This window comes from Nitrospinota bacterium (genome assembly GCA_027619975.1).
Taxonomy (GTDB): domain Bacteria; phylum Nitrospinota; class Nitrospinia; order Nitrospinales; family VA-1; genus JADFGI01.
In genome coordinates, this window is record JAQCGX010000005.1 from 21,142 (window position 1) to 35,564 (window position 14,423).

Here is a 14,423-nt window from a genome sequence, read left to right on the forward strand (position 1 = left end):
AGCGACCATTCTTTTTGGGATTTTTTTTAAAGGGGTTCTAGTGGCCAGTGTAGATTATTTGATCAAACAATTTTTGACTCCAGACCGAAAGCATCTCGATCTGAGCAATCAGAATATCGGGGACAAGGGAGCCGTTACCCTGTCCAAGTCTAAAATTCTCAGACGGCTCACCCGGCTCAGTCTGCCGAACAACAATATCAGTGACGAGGGAGCGATCGCGATTGCTGAGTCAGAGAATCTCAAGAACCTTACCGATCTTGATTTTTATGGCAACGTGATCGGGGATGAAGGAGTCAAGGTGATTGCTTCTTCCGAATATATGGCTAAATTAAAGAAGCTGAGCCTTTATGGAAATCTGGTGGAAGACGAAGGAGCCATTGCCCTTGCGGAGTCCAAGACCTTATCTAAGCTGAGGCATCTTTTTCTGACCTCGAACCGGATTCGCCGAATAGGTTTGGAGGCGTTGCAACAACATAAATCCCGGACCCGCTTGTGTCACCTGTACATTGATGATGTCGAAGACTTTATGTACCCGGAAGATTTTGAAGATGACGAGCCTTCTGGATGGGATGAACTGGAAGCGCAGAGCAATAAAGCCGGAAAGGACGACTCTGAAAATTGAGACTCAGAATTGGGGAGAGATTGAATTTTATATTCCTTCTATTTCTGTATTTTGTTCTGTCCTTGGCTTTGTCCCCGGCCAACGCCCAGCATCTGGATCAAAAAGAACCTCTCGATCTCGAAAAGGTTTTTAAGGAAGGCCTGAAAAGAGGAGGGAAATACCTCGATTTAAAAGGCAAAAAAATCGGGGATGTGGGGCTCAAAAAGTTGGGTCAGCAGGAGTGGTTAAAAAAAGTAACAAAGATCGAATTGAGGTACAACGACCTCACTGAAGAAGGCGCAAAAATTCTCTCCCAATTTCCTCTTCTGCCCAACCTGAAGGTTCTGATCTTAAGGCACAACTTCCTGAGCGACCCCGGAGCCGTCACTCTTTCGAAAAATAGTAATTTCCCCAACCTTACGGAAATGCAACTGGGATGGAACGAAATAAGGGATGCGGGGGCAGTCGCTTTCGCGGAGTCGAAAGCGTTTCCGAAATTGCAAAATCTGGATCTGAGGGGTAATTTTTTATCGGATCAAACTAAAGAAGAGTTGAAGAAAACTCTGGCTCATCTGAAATCTCTTCAACTATACTGACCAGCGTGCCGCTGGACCCAACCAGCCGAGGGCTGGACCCAATATCTACGTGCGATGGGTTTATGGCAGGCCGAACCTTCTTCTGCGCGGAATTTTTCTCTCCGTGGAGCGGATTTTCGAGCCATCCCTAAAAACCCATGACCCCGGATTCTTCATCGTAGAAAAACTTTTCTCCATTGGGTCCGTGATAAGAAATCTCTTTGACTTCCCAAAGGTGTTTCTTTTTGACGTCCGCCTCGGCGGCGCGAAACCTGCCATTATCCTCACGTTGCACCAATAGGAACTTATTCTGGTTGTTGGAAACGATGTTCCATACATAGAAATCGCTCTCGACGGTTCCTTTATCATAATCAATGTTAATTATATTCATAGATTGAACTCCAAAATAGCGACAAAAACTGTAACCGTATTTATTTAATAATGAATATTTGCCGCAATTTGCCTGGCTTTGTCAAGTGTTTGCTTTTTGTTAGCAATCGTCAAGTTTTTAAGAACTCTATGAGCGAATTGCAGGTTGACGTCATTATCAGCATTTTTCACTCCATTTTCCTTGAAATATTTTTTCAAATCCGATTCCTTGAGCTGGATGGAAGGGGTTTGAATGCCTTGCTTGTCGGGGATCAAGTTTTCCGGTCCCACTGCTTCCCTGGGGTCAATTTCCTTGACGATCTTGATTTCGGGGACGATGCCATGTTCGGTAATATCGATTCCCGAAGGCGTGAAGTATTTTGAAGTGGTGAGCCTGAGGCCGGACCCATCGCTGATCCGGAAAATAGTTTGCACCGACCCCTTGCCGTAAGAATTTTCCCCGATGATCAACGCCTTTCCGGAATCTCGCAAGGCTCCGGCAACGATCTCCGAAGCGCTGGCGCTGTGTCGGTTGACGAGGATAACGACCGGCATATGCAACAGACTGTCTTTGTATTCCGCCCGGTATTCTTTGTAGTCGCCCTTTCGTCGTCCCTGAGTATAGACGATCATGCGACCGCGATAAAGGAAATGGCTGGCTACCTTGACAGACTGATTCAGCAGACCGCCGGGATTGTCTCGCAAATCCAGGATGAAAGCTTTCACGCCGTCACTTTTTGCCTGGGCCAGGGCCTCTTTTAATTGGTCATCCGTTTGTTTGGAAAAACTTGATATTTTAATGTAACCGATCCCTTCATCAAGGGTTTCGTAATTTACGGTTTCAATGGAAATGATTTCCCGGGTCAGGGTATAAGTTTTTTCTTTATTTTCGCTGGGGCGAGTCAAAGAGAGGGTCACCTTGGTATTGGGATATCCCCGCAGCATTTCAGCCAGCTCATGGATTTGTATCCCGTTCACATCCTGACCATTGACCTTTATGAAAGTATCCTGGGGAAGAATTCCCGCCCGATGCGCCGGTCCATTTTTCATGGTTTTGATGACCCGGAGTTGCTCGTCCTTTTGAGTGACGATCATTCCCAGCCCACCATATTTACCTTCCGTATCGCGCATGGATTTGTCAAAAGCGCTTTCGTCCAGATACTGTGAGTAGGGATCGAGGGAATTCATAATTCCGACGACTGCGGCAGTTTCCAATGCCTGTTTGGAAAATTTTCCTTGCACCTCATCCTGGAGGAAGTAATAGACCTTTCTAAAAGAGGCCATGTCGTGTGACGGGTCATAATTCAGATCGTATTGGACTTGCAATTTACGACCCTGGATTTTTTGGCCATCGGAGGTTTTTTGCAAAACGAGGCTTCCCTGATCTGCAGTGGCCAGCATTTCATCAATGGCTACGGAGAATAATTTTTTGAAATTGGGCGGGTAGACATATTTGTCGGCTATCAAATCAATGACTTCATCAAATAACTCGAGATCGTCGTTGAAAAAGCCCGCATGCGCGTCCGGTACCATGAGTTTCCCCACCCTGGGGAGCCCCGACGGGAAAACGAACAGGACGGTCAAAAGAACGACAGCCAACCCACCTAAAAACCTCTTATTGATTGCTTTGGACATAAAAATGGATTCCCAATTCAGGCCTCAGGAGAGGACCCTGCGTGAGTGAATGAAACCACCAGCCAACCGGCTATTTTTGAAAGATTATTTATTATAACCCAAAACGTCTTGAAAAATAAGGTCTAAATTTTTAGTCATTACATCCACATCCCCTTTCGAGATACTGGGAGTCACTTTTAGAACATCGTTGATAATGAGAGTAGGGGTTTCATTGGCGTTGTACTTTTTGGCTAATTCCAGGCATTCCTGGGCTTTAGCCTTGATTTTTGGAGACAGCATGCCGGCTTCCATTTCCTTTTCGATGCCGTGGTCCTTGGCCAGAAACTTTATCACTTTTGACTGAAAAACATTGATATTCAGCTTGAAATTGGTATCGAAAAGGTCCTGAGTGAACTTTTCCTCCATGCCCAGTCCGTCAGCGATATAGAAGGCCATCGATGGGTAAGGGGTTTGACTGCCCCAGTAGATGGGGAATTTGATGTGATGCAATTTATCCTTATATTTTTCCTTGAGTCCTTTGGAGGTTTCCAGAAACTTATAGCAATGGCCGCAGGAATAGTTAAAAAATTCTTTTAGCTCAATGCTTGTAGCGCCTTTCAATTTTTCCAGGTCGCCGATCACTTCATAGTTGCCACGGATTTTATTGTCCGCAAACGAAGGCGCTGGGATCAGGAAAGCGAGTGCAAGCAGAATGGCGAAAATGTGTTTCATGAGTATCTCCTCAAGATCTTCAAAATTAATATATAGAATTATAACTTAAAATTTTACATTAAGGGCGCCAGGATAAGCTCAATTGGGACAAAGGGCCAGGCGCTTACTTTAAGCTGTTGATACGCTAAATCCAAAAAAACAATTGATAAGGCCCCCGTGCTGTTAATGTTTAATTTTTTCCCAGTATGTATCGAAGTTGAACCGGGGACTATGGTTTTTGACGTGGCAGTTTTTGCAGGCTTGCCGAGCATTCTGGCCGAATCCCGCCGCCGGGGCTTCGGAGTGGTTCAACGCCGGCCCATGACAAACCTCGCATTGAACGTTTTCAAGCTCGGGCGTGTCGATTTCACTGATAAACCCTCCCGCTTGATTCCACCCGGTGACGTGACACGCGAGGCATTCAGGGTCAAAAGCCTTGTTGACCTTTCTCAGCGTATTATAAGCCTTTCCGTGGCGGGAATGTTGCCAGGTTTTATGGGCTTTGGGATGACAGGTTTTGCATACCGTTTCCGTCGCAAACAATTTTTTCTTATTATTCTTGCGTTGGGATAAGGAGGTGAAGAACAGTTCCTCGACCTCTTGGTTGTAGACTTCGTATAATGCGGTCATTTTCGGGCTGATGGCAACCCTGGAACCCAGGGGGATCATTTTTTGTGCAAACGATTTTTGTCCCTGCGAGTCCACTCCTTCGCGGAGGGCGGGTTTACTCACGCCAGACAACGTTTTCTGGTTGTCATGCGAACCTTTTCGCTGAACCTCAAAGGTGACCAGCAGTTCGCCCATTTTTTGTCCTCTGGGACCCGGCTGGACAAAAATTTTACCGTTTTTAAGCACTGGGTTCATGTCAATGGCATCTGTATCTTTTTCTATATGGCCGTTGATCACCACATCGACACCTTCAATATCCAGATAGCGCAGGGCCTTGTCCCGGTCCATATGGGTGAGAAGCACGATAAGATCAGGGGTTTTTGTTTTTGCAAGCGCACGGATTTGTGATTCCACCGCTTCTTTGGGATTTGTCACCTGCATCTCTGAATGATGGCTTCCGTAAAGCAGATCCGGGTCGGCGACAGCGATCACTGCCGCGTTTAAATTTTCACCGAAAGCTTTGACCCGTACCTTGGCGATGGGCAGGGAGGACTCCATATTACTCAAAACCCAGGGAATTCCTTCCTGCTCGCTGATAAAAGCATTCCCGTAAACGAAATCGTGATCGCCAAAAGTCACTGCGTCATATTTCATCTCACTCATGGCTTGCATCAGGTACTTGGCTTTAATTTTTCCCTGGCGGGTGGGTTCCTTGAAGTTGTCACCGGTATCAACGATCAGTGTGTTTTTTGCGCGGGTTCGGACCGCTTCCATATAACCCATCCGGCGCTCGATGCCCCCCTGATCTTCCTCCTTGGAACAACCGCAGGGTTTCAATTCACCGAGGGTATTGCCTGAATAAACGATGAGGATCTGTCGGGGCTCATTTTCAGGATCAGTTGCCTTTGAAGCGGCCATGCCCGATCCAGAAACGGTCACAACGGCCCAAAAAAGCAGGACGTTCATTTTTCTTGTCAGAGGGTTCAAAGGGAGGAGAGTCTTAAAAATATTCACAAATGATCCTTTAATCAAAAGAATTCCTCGTAGCTCTGCTACGGGGTTTCCTTTCACATTCCCCTCCTTTGCAAGGAGGGGTTAGGGGAGGTTATAAAAAAACTACCTTTAAATACCCCGCCCCTTGGGGCGGGGATCATTTATTTTTTCCATGAGCTTATCATTTACAAGATTATCTAAAATCATCAGGCAAAGCAATGTATCTTAACCCGCCATTTCTTTGGATTTTTATTGACCTAATGCCTCTATGAGGATGTTCAAAAAATCATATTTAAGAGATTTTGCAATTAAAAACACTCAATAATGACAGGGGGGGACCCGAGCCAATAATGAAAATCCCGAAAAGCTTTGGATACTTCAATCATCCCTGATAAAATCTAAGGACTCATGAGAAAATCTGAAATCCACATGCATTCGACATTTTCGGACGGGGAGTTTACTCCCACCGAACTGGTCCGCATCGCCCGGACAAATGGCGTTTCCATTCTTTCCCTGACCGACCACGACACTTTTTCGGGGATTGAGGAATTTATCCAGGCGGCGGAGGGCACCGGTATTTCCGCTTTTCCGGGGATAGAGATCACCACCCGGTACCGTGACTTCAACATTCATCTCCTGGCCTATTTTAAATCTCTGGAATCCATTGATGCAGAGCTGTTGAAAATAGTTGCCGCGATGTCGGAAAAACGTGAACGACGGATGCTGGAAATGGTGGATCGCATCAACGAAGTGGTGCCGGAGCGGTTCAAGGGAAAAATCCTGTTTGAGAATGTCAGAAAAGCGGCGGAGGGTGTGCTGGCAAGACCGCATCTGGCAAGGGAAATGGTGCGTCTGGGGATCGTTTCCTCGACCGGGCAGGCGTTTGAGAAATATCTGGTTGAATATAACGTGGAACGCCAGAACCTCGATGCTAAAACCGCCATCGCTTTGATCCGAAAAAGTGAGGGTATTCCCGTTGTGGCGCACCCAGGGGAGAGGACCTATTCCCTGTACAATCCAGGCAAGGGAAGGGATTATGAGGATGTCCCCGGTCAAGTGGAAGAATTGAAATCGTTTGGCCTGCTGGGATTGGAATGCCTTTACCCCTACCATGAAAAAACCCACCAGGTCGAGTTTTACACGGATCTTGCCAACCAGTTTGGTTTGATCGTGACTGGTAGCCGTGATTTTCATGGTTTTAGCACCTACCAAAAACCCTCCCTCCTCGGCACAACTCCCCTCAATGACGAATTTTTTGACCGCTTCCAGGAAGTCTGGGGCTGAGCATAAATAATCGCAAACAAAACTGTAAGGATGGCGAAACCCTCCCGACTTGACTCCAGTTCGATAGTTCACGGTTTTTTTATAAATCTGTAAATTGATGGAGGTCTCATGAAAAAAAATATTGCTCTGCGCTCGGCAGTTGCAGGGGTGGTCGCTCTTGGATTCCTGGTCGCTGGAACCCCTTCCATGGCTGGTGACAAGCATGAAAAAATGAAGATGGAAGGCGAGCATTGCTATGGTATTGCCAAGGCAGGAATGAATGATTGCAAAAGCGGAATACATGGATGCAAGGGAAAAGCCAAAGCCGATGGCGAGAAGGATTCCTTCCTCGTGGTTCCTCACGGGACCTTCGCCAAAATCGTGGGCGGTTCCACCAAGGCGGGATGAACGATTTCGACACAAAATTCCCAGGCCCGATTCCGGCGAAAGCCGGAATCGGGTTGCGGGCCCGGCATTACCGGGAAATTCTTGAAACCCTGCCCCCGATAGGATGGCTGGAGGTTCACAGCGAAAATTTTTTCAGCGACGGCGGTCAACCGCTTTTCTACCTGGAAAAAATTCGCCCTCACTATCCCCTGAGCCTGCACGGTGTGGGTCTGTTTCTTGGGTCTACAGACCCACTGAATCGGGTTCATCTGGGCCATCTCAAATCTCTCATCGAACGATTTGAACCGGATCTGGTTTCCGAGCATTTATGCTGGGGGTCGGTGAACGGTCGCTTTTTAAACGACCTGTTGCCGTTGCCTTATACGGAGGAGGCCCTGGATCATTTCTGTACGCGCGTTGATCAGGCGCAGGAATTTCTAGGCCGCGCCCTTTTGATCGAAAATGTTTGCAACTACCTGCAATACAAGCATTCCACCATTGCCGAGTGGGATTTCATCGCCGAAGTCTCCCGCCGTACAGGTTGCGGAATTTTGCTGGATGTGAATAACATTTATGTGAATGCGATGAACCAAAAATTTGACTCGGCAAGTTATTTCCTGTCTATTCCGATAGACGCAGTCCGGGAAATTCACCTGGCCGGGTTTGACTCTAATGGCGATTGTTTGATCGACACCCACGGCCAACCGGTCTGGGAAGAGGTGTGGGATCTGTATCGGCAAACGCTGAAATGGTTTGGCAATGTTCCCACCCTGATCGAGTGGGATACGGATGTCCCGGAGCTGTCCGTATTGTTTGCCGAAGCGGGTAAGGCCGATGCCATCCTGAGGGAGAATCATGCCTGCTCTCAGTGAACTGCAATTGGGGTTTGCTGAAGCCATATTCAGCGGCGATGGGGCGAAATTTTTGCTGAACCTTGTGCCGGGGGAGTTGAGCCCCGAGCGCCGGGTGGATATCTACCGCAATAATGTTTTCGGATGCCTGACCGATGCCCTTAAAATGGCTTATCCGGTGATTGTCAAACTTGTCGGCGCCGATTTTTTTGAGTACCTGGCGGCAGAATTTATTCGTCAAACTCCATCCAAAAGCGGAAACCTGCATAATTTTGGCCGGGAAATGGCCGAATTTTTGCCGAATCTGCCTGAGGCCGCGAAATTGACCTATCTGCCCGATGTGGCTCGACTGGAGTGGGCCTGCAATGAGGTGTTTTTTTCTGCGGATCATCCACCCCTGAAACTTAATCGTCTGGCCGAGGTTCCCGAAGACCAGATCGGACATTTGAAATTTCATCTGCATCCCGCCACCCGCTTGATTTTCTCAGATTACCCCGTCCATTTAATTTGGCAAACCAACCAGGAGGATTATTCCGGTGATCCTGTCATCGACCTGGATCAGGGTGGGGTGGCCATTCTGGTGAGGAGAGAAGCGTATCAAGCGGTTCTTCAGCCGGTGACAGCGGCGGAATGGGCTTTTTTGACCTCCCTGCGGGTCGGGAGAGATTTGTCATCCGCGAGCGATGCCGCGCTTTCAGCGGACCCGAAATTTGATGTTGCGGCGGCATTGAGACAGTTTGCGGCCGATGCCATTCTCGTGGATTTTTCCCTGTAGTTGGCGGGAAGGAAGGTTTTTCCCAGGGACGGGGGGCCTGCAAAATTAAAAACTTTATCCCCTCAATTGCATCCAATACCATAATAAAAGCTCCTGATCTGGCTTCAGGAGCGGGGGTTGTTGTTTTATCAAGGCAGGTGAAAGAGTGTGAGCAGGACCGATTTTGCTGTTTCAGTAACATTATTTTATTGTTGCATGGTTTCTCCCGTTAAATAGCAATCCCCAGGGCCGCCCATTCGGGTGGCCTTTTTTTTATCCCGCAAATATACGAAAATTCTCTTTTAACTTTTACTTTTCCCAGCCTGATGCCCTTAATAATCGTGGCAAGAAAAAACTGTTTTTTTGAAAGGAGAAATGAGTAATCTGCTAATGTCTTACGATGATGAGCTAGAGAGTTGGCTTTAAATTCCAAAATGGGCGTTCGCCCAACATAATTAGTCATTTTTAACTTGAGGGAGAAAATGAATCTACTTGAATCATTCGATTTGGAAAAACTCACAAACACCTACATCGTTCCCTGGGGCATAAACATTTCTTTGGCACTGGCGGTATTTATTATCGGACGAATGGTAGCCGGTATCATCGTGTCCTTGGTGGAAAAACTGCTGGCCAAAGCTAAAATGGAAGAAATTTTAATCAATTTCATCAGTTCGATTGTCAGTGCCGTTTTAACTCTATTCATAATCGTTGCGGCTCTGGATAGACTGGGAGTTGACACCACTTCATTGATTGCCTTAATGGGGGCGGCAGGTTTGGCGGTCGGTCTGGCTCTGCAAGGTTCTTTGCAGAATTTTGCCGCCGGCGTCATGCTGATTATTTTTCGTCCGTTTAAGGCTGGTGATTATGTGGATGCGGGCGGAACGTCGGGAACGGTTGAGACCATAAAAATATTTAATACCGTATTGAAGACTCCAGATAACCGGGAAGTGATCGTTCCCAACGGAGCTATTTACGGCGGAACGATCACTAACTTCTCGGCGCGGGCGACGCGACGCATCGATATGGTATTTGGTATTGGCTATGGCGATGACATCCGCAAGGCAAAGGAAGTTATCAAGGCTATCCTGGAATCCGATGAGAGGATTTTGAAAGATCCCGAACCTCTGATAGCCGTGGGTGAACTGGGAGACAACAGCGTCAACTTCAACGTGCGTCCCTGGGTCAATAGCGGTGACTACTGGCCCGTCAAGTTTGATTTGAACGAAAGGATCAAGCTGGCCTTTGACGAGAATGGGATTTCCATTCCTTATCCGCAGATGGATGTCCATATGGCCAAATGATGAAATGATTTGCCATTCACTTGTGCGAGGTAGGCCGTAAGTTAAAGGATGGCCATTTCAATTGTCAGACTCACTGGTTTTTAATTTTTCCAGGATGACTTCCACCTTGTCTGAGAAAAGACGGGCTTTGTCGTATTTTTTGATAAAGCCCGGTAAACGCGAAAGAGGAATCACGTTTGCGCCGAAATTACTTTTCAGCTTCGCCTGCGTGAACACCACCACGGGGATGAAGGGGTTTTTTCCGAGATGTTTTTCCAGAGCGTTCACCCATTTTCTGTTTTCCCAGAGAGGGTTGTATAGTGCGCCCTGTTGTCTCCCGGACTTAATTTCCCACATTTCGTCGTTGACTCTGCCCCGGACCCGGCCCGGTTCATTCTGGACGGTCAGGACAAAAATTCCGTAACAGGAAACGATGACGTGATCGATGCGACTCATTCCTCTAAGCGCCGGAACCACAACGCCGCTCAATAGAGTGTAGTCCTCTCCCAGCTTTTCGACTTTGGATCGTATGGAAGCTCCACCGTTCCCCTCAGCCTGCTTCCGGCTTTGCCGGAAAAACAGACCCATCAAGCCAATGAATATCAGGAGAGAAGCGCCGATTTTTATCCAGTACAAATTAAGAATAGTGAGGTCCATGATTCAAGCTGTCCTTTAAGAGAACGGACGGGGCGCAGTAAATTTGGATAGTTAGAATTTTCCTTGAGAGAGTTCCTTAAGGGCATCTCTAAAAATTAGTTTATTACAGGAAATCGAACACTGTACAAGGATTTCTTATATTGGTGGCACGGGCTTTCTAGCCCGTGCGAACAGGCTGGAAAGCCTGTTCCACTAAAACAAAGCCATCTCCTTAAGTTGACGATTAGGAGCATTTAGTCAATTTTTAGAGATACCCTTAAGAAAATTTTATCCCCATTTCCCGGCAAAAGGATCGGGCGGTTCGAATTTTTTTTTCTCCGATGTGGCATCCGCTAGATACGACTCTTTTTTTTCTTTCGAGGTTTCTTCCGTCAGTTGAAACTTCATATTGGATGCCAGCGGGAAAAATTGCGGTGCGGTTGTTTCGGGGGCGTGGGGAATTTTTTTCAGTTCTTGCCGATACTTGTTCAGCGCTGAAAGAGTTACAGCCCGCCGTTCAGGAATCTCCTGTAATACGGATTGCGCGGCGCGGCGGCCAAATACAGTGATGTCCAGCAGTGAATTTCCCATCAGGCGATTGCTTCCGTGCAGACCTCCCGTCACTTCGCCTGCGGCCCACAACCCTTTTGCCTCCGTTTGGCAGCAGGGGTCTATTTTGATGCCGCCGTTCTGATAATGCAGGGTGGGGTAGACTAAAATCGGGTCGATGGCCGGGTCGATGCCATAACGCTCAAAACGGTGGATGAGGCCCGGAAATTGACGGCGCAAGGTTCCTTGCCCTTTATTCAACTCGATGAGCGGTGTGTCCAGCCAGACCCCGGCCCGTTTGGTCGGGGTTTGCACGCCCCTGTTTTCCGCCACTTCCCGGATGATGGCTCCCGCCACGACATCCCGGTAGGTCATCTCGTCGATGAACCTTTGCCCATGAACGTTGAGCAGTTGAGCGCCGATGGAGCGGATGGATTCAGTGACCAACTGCCCGGCCAAGGCTTCCGGGTAACAGGAACCGGAAGGATGGTACTGGAAACTGTCGGTGTGGATCAATTGACAGCCCTGGCGGTAGGCTAAGATTAACCCGTCGCCGGTGGCTCCGAGGTGGTTGCTGGTGGGGAATCCTTGCAGGCGCAACTGGCCACTGCCGCCAGTGGCCAAAATGACCGCGCGGGCGGAGACCGTTACCAGTTTTCCTGAAGCCCGGTCCCAGAGCACCGCGCCTGTGACCTGGCCCTTGCCGTCGTCTAAAAGTTCCACCGCCGCATGGTCTTCGAGAAATTGGGTCGGGGTTAGCCGCACCGCGTCTTTTAAGACGCGCATGATTTCAAGCCCGGTGTAGTCCCGGCAGGCCAGCACTCGGGGGATGGAGGTGCCGCCTCCAGACCGGAACCGAAAGGTTCCGTTTTCATTTTGATCGAACAGGCACCCGAGGCGACTCAGCCAGCGGATACTTGCCGGCCCCTCTCCGCAAAGAAAGCGCAGCAATTCCGGGTCGTTGTTGCCGTGTCCGCCCACATAGGAATCCGCAAAATGCCGACGCGGGGAATCCTTTGGTCCTATAGCCGCCTGAATGCCGCCTTCGGCCATGACTGTGTTGGCGTCGCCCAGACGCAATTTGGTGGCCAGATGAACGGAAAGACCGGATTCCGCCAAGGTAAGCGCCGCCGAGACACCGGCTCCGCCGCCACCCAGAATCAATACATCGGTGGTGATGTCGATGACGGGTTCAAAATTCGCGGGCAGGGGGCTGTCCGACTCCAGAAGCTCCGCCAGTTCCAGGGGAAATTTCTGTGTTCCCGCGTTGGGACCCACACCCACCGTTCGTTCCATGCCAAGATAATCAGGATGAAATTCATTGAGCAGAGCTTCCGCTTCCTGTTCCGAGAGTTTTGGGGCAGGTTGTTGGGAACGTTCTTGCCGGGTCGCCGTAATTTTTTCCAGAGAATCTTTGGCCCACTCCATCATTGCGCGATACTCCCGTGTTCTCTGAAATGTTTTGCCCGCTCCAGCCGTTCCTGATGATCTCCCGTGAAAAGGTAACTCCACTCCCGTTCGGCTTTGTCATCGTTTGGAGAGGAGACAATTGCAGATGCGGGAGAGCCCCTCATTCCAGCCTTCTCCCCTCCTTCGACAGGCTCAGGATGACAAGGGAGAAAGGGGTTTTTCCTCTCCCCCAATGGGGGAGAGGATTCAGGTGAGGGGGAATTTTGATCTTCTTCTATGTTATGAAGAGACATTTTTTGTGAAAGAAAATTTTGATCCAAAGACGGGTTGTCGCGGCTCATTCCCAGCGATCGTCGTACCCACAGGCCCATATTGTGCGGCTGGACCTTGTCTTCACAGACGAAACGGCACAACCCGCAATGGATGCAGGTGGTGAAATCCTCTGATACGTCGTCAAATTTGCCGTCCTGCATTCTCAGTACCGAGTCCATCACCGGGATGCTCATCGGGCAGGCGGAGGTACAGCTTCCGCATTTGGTGCAACGGTTGAGAGTTGGAAACGCCGCCTGTAAATTCTCCACTGTGGGGTCCAGAGACGGGGCGATGGGGGCAATGGATTCCACCGGGCAGGGGAATATCTCCATGCCTTCTTCCACAGGCCGAAGACAGGCGAGGTCGGTTCCACCGGGTCGCCCGTCTTGAAATCGTATGGTGACGGTGCAAGCGCCGCAGACGCCACCGACACAGCCGGTCTTGACGGCATCTCCCATTTTGGCCGCCCAAAGCGCATGCACGATGGTTTCCCCGGCACGGGCTTTGATTGTTTTTCCTGAAACGGATATTTCTACGGGTTCTGGTTCCAATTTTTACTCCTTAAGGAGGCCGTTTGAAGGAAAGTCACTTTATCATAGCCATTTTTTCATGGTATGTCATCAGGGCCGGTCCTGCGCTTGTCCATAAAATGATTCTATGCTAAATTATCCCCAGAATCATTAACTTCAAGGGTTTTAAGAGCTATGTCCGGACATTCCAAGTGGGCCAGTATCAAGCACAAAAAAGGCGCGACTGACGCCAAGCGCGGCAAGATATTCACCAAGATCATCAAGGAAATCACCGTTGCGGCACGCATGGGCGGCGGCGACCCTGAAGGCAACCCGCGTCTTCGCACTGCGATCCTGACAGCCAAAGGCGCCAACATGCCGGCAGACAACATCACCCGCGCCATCAAAAAAGGCACCGGCGAGCTGGAAGGCGTCCACTATGAGGAATTGACCTATGAAGGTTACGCCCCTGGCGGGACGGCGATTTTTATGGAAGTGATGACCGACAATAAAAACCGCACCGTCAGTGAACTCCGGGCTATACTTGGCAAGCGTGGCGGCAATATGGGCGAAAATGGATGCGTCGCCTGGATGTTCGAGCGCAAGGGATTTATCTCCGTTGCTAAAAGTGAAAAAAATGAGGATGAATTATTTGAACTGGCTCTTGACGCCGGCGCGGAGGATATGAAAACCACCGATGCGCATTATGAAATCATCACCTCGGTGGAGAGTTTGGAAGAGGTTCGCAAAGCTCTCGAGGATAAAGGCGTCGCAATGGAAGTTTGCGAGTTGACTCGCATTCCGCAAAACACCATTTCTGTGGACGAAAAAAACTGCAAGCAGGTGTTGCGTTTGATCGATGCCCTGGAAGACAACGACGACGTGCAAAAGGTTTACTCCAATTTCGATATCTCGGATGAGGTCATGGCGGCCATCGAAAACGATCTGTAACGGCTCAAGGACGAGAGGGTAGGCCAGGAACTTTTCCACTCTGAAATTC

15 protein-coding genes are annotated in these 14,423 nt (G+C 49.0%); 8 read left to right on the forward strand and 7 right to left on the reverse strand.

All coding sequences use genetic code 11. The annotated features are described in order from the left end of the window. The first annotated feature begins 40 nt into the window (after positions 1–40). Positions 41–622 (forward strand): hypothetical protein, encoded by a 582-nt coding sequence (locus O3C58_02605; GenBank protein MDA0690757.1) that lies wholly within the window; start codon positions 41–43, stop codon positions 620–622. A gap of 20 nt (positions 623–642) precedes the next feature. Then, the gene (locus O3C58_02610) at positions 643–1,197 is read left to right on the forward strand and encodes a hypothetical protein (protein ID MDA0690758.1); all 555 of its coding nucleotides are present in this window, start codon (positions 643–645) and stop codon (positions 1,195–1,197) included. A gap of 127 nt (positions 1,198–1,324) precedes the next feature. On the opposite strand, the gene O3C58_02615 is transcribed toward O3C58_02610, so the two are convergent. The 4 genes from O3C58_02615 to O3C58_02630 all read right to left on the reverse strand — a co-directional run bounded on the left by O3C58_02615 (position 1,325) and on the right by O3C58_02630 (position 5,445). Then, a complete protein-coding gene (locus O3C58_02615; GenBank protein ID MDA0690759.1) occupies positions 1,325–1,567 on the reverse strand; it encodes a hypothetical protein in 243 nt (80 codons plus the stop codon). 44 nt (positions 1,568–1,611) lie between these two features. After that, positions 1,612–3,180, reverse strand: coding sequence for a S41 family peptidase (locus tag O3C58_02620; GenBank protein ID MDA0690760.1), 1,569 nt, complete (start codon positions 3,178–3,180; stop codon positions 1,612–1,614). Positions 3,181–3,264: 84 nt separating this feature from the next. Next, a complete protein-coding gene (locus O3C58_02625; protein ID MDA0690761.1) occupies positions 3,265–3,891 on the reverse strand; it encodes a thioredoxin domain-containing protein in 627 nt (208 codons plus the stop codon). A gap of 162 nt (positions 3,892–4,053) precedes the next feature. Further along, the gene (locus O3C58_02630; protein MDA0690762.1) at positions 4,054–5,445 is read right to left on the reverse strand and encodes a multiheme c-type cytochrome; all 1,392 of its coding nucleotides are present in this window, start codon (positions 5,443–5,445) and stop codon (positions 4,054–4,056) included. A 435-nt stretch (positions 5,446–5,880) separates the two neighbouring features. Here O3C58_02630 and O3C58_02635 point away from each other — a divergent pair, with 435 nt between their 5' ends. From O3C58_02635 to O3C58_02655, 5 genes are all read left to right on the forward strand, one after another. Beyond that, positions 5,881–6,756: a PHP domain-containing protein gene (locus tag O3C58_02635; protein ID MDA0690763.1), complete on the forward strand. Its 876-nt coding sequence runs from the start codon at positions 5,881–5,883 to the stop codon at positions 6,754–6,756. 108 nt (positions 6,757–6,864) lie between these two features. Continuing rightward, entirely contained in the window at positions 6,865–7,143 is a 279-nt protein-coding gene (locus O3C58_02640; protein MDA0690764.1) for a DUF2282 domain-containing protein, read from the forward strand. After that, positions 7,140–7,994 carry a DUF692 domain-containing protein gene (locus O3C58_02645; GenBank protein ID MDA0690765.1) on the forward strand — a complete coding sequence of 285 codons (855 nt, stop codon included), beginning with the start codon at positions 7,140–7,142 and terminating at the stop codon, positions 7,992–7,994. Before O3C58_02640 ends, O3C58_02645 begins: the two co-directional genes overlap by 4 nt. Next, positions 7,978–8,748, forward strand: a complete 771-nt coding sequence (locus O3C58_02650; protein MDA0690766.1) for a DNA-binding domain-containing protein — start codon at positions 7,978–7,980, stop codon at positions 8,746–8,748. Before O3C58_02645 ends, O3C58_02650 begins: the two co-directional genes overlap by 17 nt. 461 nt (positions 8,749–9,209) lie before the next feature. After that, positions 9,210–10,028: a mechanosensitive ion channel gene (locus O3C58_02655; protein ID MDA0690767.1), complete on the forward strand. Its 819-nt coding sequence runs from the start codon at positions 9,210–9,212 to the stop codon at positions 10,026–10,028. A gap of 57 nt (positions 10,029–10,085) precedes the next feature. Here the strand turns inward: O3C58_02655 and O3C58_02660 are convergent, their stop codons facing one another. The 3 genes from O3C58_02660 to O3C58_02670 all read right to left on the reverse strand — a co-directional run bounded on the left by O3C58_02660 (position 10,086) and on the right by O3C58_02670 (position 13,465). Further along, positions 10,086–10,664 (reverse strand): nuclease-related domain-containing protein, encoded by a 579-nt coding sequence (locus tag O3C58_02660; protein MDA0690768.1) that lies wholly within the window; start codon positions 10,662–10,664, stop codon positions 10,086–10,088. Positions 10,665–10,931: 267 nt separating this feature from the next. Then, positions 10,932–12,623, reverse strand: a complete 1,692-nt coding sequence (locus O3C58_02665; protein MDA0690769.1) for an FAD-binding protein — start codon at positions 12,621–12,623, stop codon at positions 10,932–10,934. After that, a complete protein-coding gene (locus O3C58_02670; GenBank protein MDA0690770.1) occupies positions 12,620–13,465 on the reverse strand; it encodes a 2Fe-2S iron-sulfur cluster-binding protein in 846 nt (281 codons plus the stop codon). The genes O3C58_02665 and O3C58_02670 overlap by 4 nt, the downstream gene beginning before the upstream one ends. A gap of 153 nt (positions 13,466–13,618) precedes the next feature. On the opposite strand from O3C58_02670, the gene O3C58_02675 reads away from it, so the two are divergent. After that, a complete protein-coding gene (locus O3C58_02675) occupies positions 13,619–14,374 on the forward strand; it encodes a YebC/PmpR family DNA-binding transcriptional regulator (protein MDA0690771.1) in 756 nt (251 codons plus the stop codon). Positions 14,375–14,423 lie beyond the last annotated feature (49 nt).

Excerpts from the sequence above, each read along its gene's own strand:
- O3C58_02630 (MDA0690762.1), bottom strand. The coding sequence starts at position 5,445 with ATGAACGTCCTGCTTTTTTGGGCCGTTGTGACCGTTTCTGGATCGGGC.
- O3C58_02620 (MDA0690760.1), bottom strand. The coding sequence starts at position 3,180 with ATGTCCAAAGCAATCAATAAGAGGTTTTTAGGTGGGTTGGCTGTCGTT.
- O3C58_02640 (MDA0690764.1), top strand. The coding sequence starts at position 6,865 with ATGAAAAAAAATATTGCTCTGCGCTCGGCAGTTGCAGGGGTGGTCGCT.
- O3C58_02635 (MDA0690763.1), top strand. The coding sequence starts at position 5,881 with ATGAGAAAATCTGAAATCCACATGCATTCGACATTTTCGGACGGGGAG.
- O3C58_02615 (MDA0690759.1), bottom strand. The coding sequence starts at position 1,567 with ATGAATATAATTAACATTGATTATGATAAAGGAACCGTCGAGAGCGAT.
- O3C58_02625 (MDA0690761.1), bottom strand. The coding sequence starts at position 3,891 with ATGAAACACATTTTCGCCATTCTGCTTGCACTCGCTTTCCTGATCCCA.
- O3C58_02660 (MDA0690768.1), bottom strand. The coding sequence starts at position 10,664 with ATGGACCTCACTATTCTTAATTTGTACTGGATAAAAATCGGCGCTTCT.
- O3C58_02675 (MDA0690771.1), top strand. The coding sequence starts at position 13,619 with ATGTCCGGACATTCCAAGTGGGCCAGTATCAAGCACAAAAAAGGCGCG.
- O3C58_02665 (MDA0690769.1), bottom strand. The coding sequence starts at position 12,623 with ATGATGGAGTGGGCCAAAGATTCTCTGGAAAAAATTACGGCGACCCGG.
- O3C58_02655 (MDA0690767.1), top strand. The coding sequence starts at position 9,210 with ATGAATCTACTTGAATCATTCGATTTGGAAAAACTCACAAACACCTAC.
- O3C58_02650 (MDA0690766.1), top strand. The coding sequence starts at position 7,978 with ATGCCTGCTCTCAGTGAACTGCAATTGGGGTTTGCTGAAGCCATATTC.
- O3C58_02645 (MDA0690765.1), top strand. The coding sequence starts at position 7,140 with ATGAACGATTTCGACACAAAATTCCCAGGCCCGATTCCGGCGAAAGCC.